This is a genomic window from Polaromonas sp. (assembly GCF_036676035.1).
Taxonomy (GTDB): domain Bacteria; phylum Pseudomonadota; class Gammaproteobacteria; order Burkholderiales; family Burkholderiaceae_C; genus Polaromonas.
This window is the reverse complement of the sequence record NZ_JAKFDR010000007.1, coordinates 1-4,111: the sequence shown is the minus strand read 5'-3', so window position 1 is coordinate 4,111 and position 4,111 is coordinate 1. Positions and strand designations below refer to the sequence as shown.

3 protein-coding genes are annotated in these 4,111 nt (G+C 65.9%); 2 read left to right on the top strand and 1 reads right to left on the bottom strand.

Going from position 1 to position 4,111, the window contains the following annotated elements:
* A partial coding sequence (locus V6M61_RS01620) for a lipoprotein-releasing ABC transporter permease subunit (protein WP_332774808.1) occupies nt 1–1,051 on the top strand: 1,051 nt, incomplete at its 5' end.
* Nucleotides 1,052–1,103: 52 nt separating this feature from the next.
* Here the strand turns inward: V6M61_RS01620 and V6M61_RS01615 are convergent.
* Nucleotides 1,104–1,637, bottom strand: coding sequence for a DUF2062 domain-containing protein (locus tag V6M61_RS01615; protein WP_332774807.1), 534 nt, complete (start codon nt 1,635–1,637; stop codon nt 1,104–1,106).
* A gap of 140 nt (nt 1,638–1,777) precedes the next feature.
* Here V6M61_RS01615 and V6M61_RS01610 point away from each other — a divergent pair, with 140 nt between their 5' ends.
* A complete protein-coding gene (locus V6M61_RS01610) occupies nt 1,778–4,003 on the top strand; it encodes a DNA internalization-related competence protein ComEC/Rec2 (RefSeq protein ID WP_332774806.1) in 2,226 nt (741 codons plus the stop codon).
* Nucleotides 4,004–4,111: the final 108 nt, after the last annotated feature.

Genomic DNA, 4,111 nt, shown 5'->3' with positions numbered 1-4,111 from the left:
TGCCAGCCTCACCGGCGTGCAGCCACTGGATGATTGGCAAGCCGTGGCTGCGGTCGCCCGCCAGCATCCGCAGGTGCTCGCTGCCGTGCCCTTCGCCGAGTTGGAGGGCATGCTGTCCTACCGAGGGGCGATGCAACCGATCCAGTTGCAGGGCGTCGATCCTGCGTTGGAGCCACAGGTCTCGATCATCGACCGGCACATGGTGCAGGGGCGCCTGGCCGATTTGCGCGCTGGCGAGTTCGGCGTGGTGATCGGCGAGATCACCGCGCGGCGCTTCCAGCTCAAGGTCGGCGACAAACTGGCGTTGATCGTGCCCGAGGTCAGCTCGGTGCCGGGCGGCATCACGCCGCGCATGCAACGGCTCAACGTGGTCGGGGTGTTCAAGGTCGGTGCCGAGCTGGATAGCTCGCTGGCCTTGATCAACGTCGCCGATGCCGCGCAGATCCAGCGCCTGCAGCCGGGGCAGGTGCCGAGCGTGCGGCTGAAGTTGCAGGACCTGTACCAGGCGCCGCAGGTGTCGGCAGCCATCGCCGCCGAGTTGGGCGACGGCTATCGCGCCAGCGATTGGACGCTGACCCAGGGCAGCCTGTTCAGTGCGATGAAGATGGAAAAGACCATGATCGGCCTGTTGCTGCTGCTGATAGTCGCGGTGGCGGCGTTCAACATCATTGCCACCCTGATCATGGTGGTGGCCGACAAGGGCGCCGATATCGCCATCCTGCGTACCCTGGGCGCCACGCCCCGGCAGATCATGGGCATCTTCATGGTGCAGGGCACGGTAATTGGCGTGATCGGTACCCTGATCGGCGGAGTGCTGGGTGTGCTGGCGGCGTTGAATGTCAGCCAACTGGTCGGCTGGATCGAGCGTGTGAGCGGCCAGCAGGTGCTCAGTTCGGATGTCTATTTCATCAGCAACCTGCCTTCGCAGTTGCTGGTCGCGGATGTGCTGCTGATCTGTGGTGCGGCCTTGACCCTGAGTTTTCTCGCCACGCTGTATCCGTCATGGCGTGCCGCGGGCATCCAGCCGGCCGAGGCCTTGCGCTACGAGTGAGCTAGTCTGCCTGAAGCAAAAAGGCCGTTATCCGAATAACGGCCTTTTTGCTTCAGTCCTGGCGGTTGCGGTTGCGGCGTTTTTCCTGGCGCTTGCGCCAATTGTGCCGCACCCACCAATGCCAATAGGTGTTGGTGGCCACGTAGCCGATCAGCGCGAACAGCAGAGCCAATACCAGAGAACCCAGATACAGAGGTTGCCAATGGCTTTGCAGTACCTCGCCGATCCAGCTCAGGGTGATGTGCTCGGGCATCTCCAGGGTCGGCGTATTGGTCAGCCAGGCACCGAACTTGTAACTGCAATAGAACACCGGCGGCATGGTGATCGGATTGGTCAGCCAGACCAGGCCGATGGAAATCGGCAGGTTGGCCCGTGCCGGAATCGCCACCGCGGCGGCGGCGGCCATTTGCATGGGCATCGGGATCATTGCCCAGAACAGGCCGATGGCCATGGCCCGGGCGACGGAGTGGCGATTGAGGTGCCAGAGGTTGGGGTCGTGGATCAGCGCGCCGAGGAAGCGCAGGGACTTGCTGGCCTTGATGCGGTCTGGATGGGGCATGTAGCGCTTGAATACACGACGCGGCATTTGGGCTCTCTGACGGGCTAAAAGCGCCGATATTATGCACAGATTCAGGGTCGGTCGCTGGCACACTTTGTGTCAGCAAATATGCCCAAGCCGATCGTTCGGCTGGGTCCACGGGATGGGCTCTCAAGGAGTGAGTGGTCATGCGCTTGGGGATGTTGGCGCTGGTAGCAGGCCTGCTCCTGCTACGATTCCTGCCGGCTCTGCCGCCTACCTGGCTGTTATGCCTGCTGCCGGTCGTGGGCCTGATGTTGCTGCCGTTTCGCAGCTATGTCGTGGCGTTCTTCCTGTTCGGTTTCAGTTGGGCCTGCCTCTCCGCGCAATGGGCGCTGGACGACAGGCTGGCGCCTGAGCTGGACGGCCAAACCCTGTGGCTGCAGGGGCGAGTGGTCGGCTTGCCGGAAGTGCGCGATGAGGTGGTGCGCTTCCAACTGGAGCAGGCCCGGTCGCGGCGTGCCGAGTTGCCTGGCAGCCTGCGTTTGGCCTGGTATGGCGGCCCCGAGCTGCGTGCCGGTGAGACCTGGCGCCTGGCGGTACGGCTGAAGCGCCCGCGCGGCCTGGTCAATCCCCAGTCGTTCGACTACGAGGCTTGGCTACTGGCGCAACGCATCGGCGCTACCGGTACGGTGAAGAGTGGCGAGCGCCTGTATCCGGCCAGTGGTCCCGGAGCTTGGCGCGATGCCGTGCGTCAGCGCTTGCTCGCCAGCGATGCCCACGGCCGCGCAGGAGCACTGGCCGCTCTGGTGCTGGGTGACGCTTCGGGCTTGTCGGTGGCCGATTGGCGCTTGCTGCAAGACACCGGCACGGTGCATTTGCTGGTGATATCCGGTCAGCACATCGGCCTGATGGCCGGGCTGCTCTACGGGCTGGTCGCTGGCCTGGCGCGCGTGGGCTGGTGGCCGCGCAACTGGCCGTGGCTGCCATGGGCCTGCGCATTGGCCTTTGCCGGCGCGTTGGCATACGGCCTGCTGGCGGGTTTCCAGGTGCCGGTGCAGCGCGCCTGTGCAATGGTCGGCCTAGTGTTGCTCTGGCGCTTGCGGTTTCACCATCTCGGCGTCTGGCTGCCGCTGCTGCTGGCGTTGGTGCTGGTATTGCTGGCGGAACCTCTGGCCAGCCTGCAGCCGGGGTTCTGGTTGTCCTTCGGTGCGGTGGGGTTGCTGATCCTGATCTTCGGGGGACGACTGGGCGCCTGGCCATGGTGGCAGACCTTGGGGCGGGCGCAATGGGCGATGGCCATCGGTCTGCTGCCGCTGCTGCTGGCTCTGGGCTTGCCGGTCAGTGCAAGTGGACCGCTGGCCAATCTGCTGGCCGTGCCCTGGGTCGGCCTGACGGTGGTGCCGTTGGCGCTGCTCGGTACCCTGCTGCTGCCGGTGCCCTGGTTGGGCGAGGCGTTGCTCTGGCTGGCCGGCGGCTTGCTCGAGCTGTTGTTCATGCTCCTGGCGCAGATTGCCGACTGGCTGCCGGCCTGGTTGCCCAGTGCCCTGCCGCTATGGGCTTGGCTGCTCTGTAGCGTGGGCGCCTTGCTGCTGTTATTGCCGGCCGGCGTGCCGTTGCGCGGCCTCGGCCTGGTCATGCTGCTGCCGCTGTTCTACACCCCGCCGCAGCGGCCGCCGCTCGGCCAGGCGGAGGTGTGGATGCTGGATGTCGGTCAGGGCTTGGCGGTCCTGCTGCGCACCCGTGAGCACGCCTTGCTGTATGACGCCGGACCGCGCTTTGGCGATTTCGATATGGGCGAGCGGGTGGTATTGCCATCGCTGCGCGCCCTGGATGTGCGCGAGCTCGACATGCTGTTGATCAGCCACGCCGACAACGATCATGCCGGCGGCGCCCAGGCGATCCAGCGTGGGCTCGGGGTCAAGCAGGTGCTGAGCGGGGAGGCCGCGGCGTTACCGCCCGCGTTGCAGGCCGAGGCCTGTGTTTCGGGGCACAGCTGGCAGTGGGACGAGGTACGCTTCAGCACCTGGCGCTGGGCGGCGGCCGCGGACGGCAACCAGGCGTCGTGCGTGTTGCGCGTCGAGGCCTCTGGCGAGCGCCTGTGGCTGACCGGCGATATCGACAGTCGTACCGAGCGCGCCTTGCTCGACAGTGGCCTGGAGATGCGTGCCGAATGGTTGTTGGCGCCGCACCATGGCAGTCGCAGCTCATCCTCGCCGGCGTTCCTCGAGGCGGTCGCACCGCGCGCCGCGCTGATATCCCGGGGCGCGCACAATGCCTTCGGTCATCCGCATCCGAGCGTGCTCGCGCGTTATGCGGCGCTGCCCGCGCAGCTTTACGACAACGTCGAGCACGGCGCGCTGCACGTGCGCCTGGGTGCCTTCGCGGCAGGGCAGGGGCTGCGCGAACAGGCGCGATTTTGGCGGGAAAAATGAGAACGGCGGCGGTCGGCGACACCCCGGCCCTATGCTAGAGTGGCGCCACTTTTCCGAAGGGGATCTGCCACCGTGTGGGAACTGGTCAAAGCTGGCGGCTGGATGATG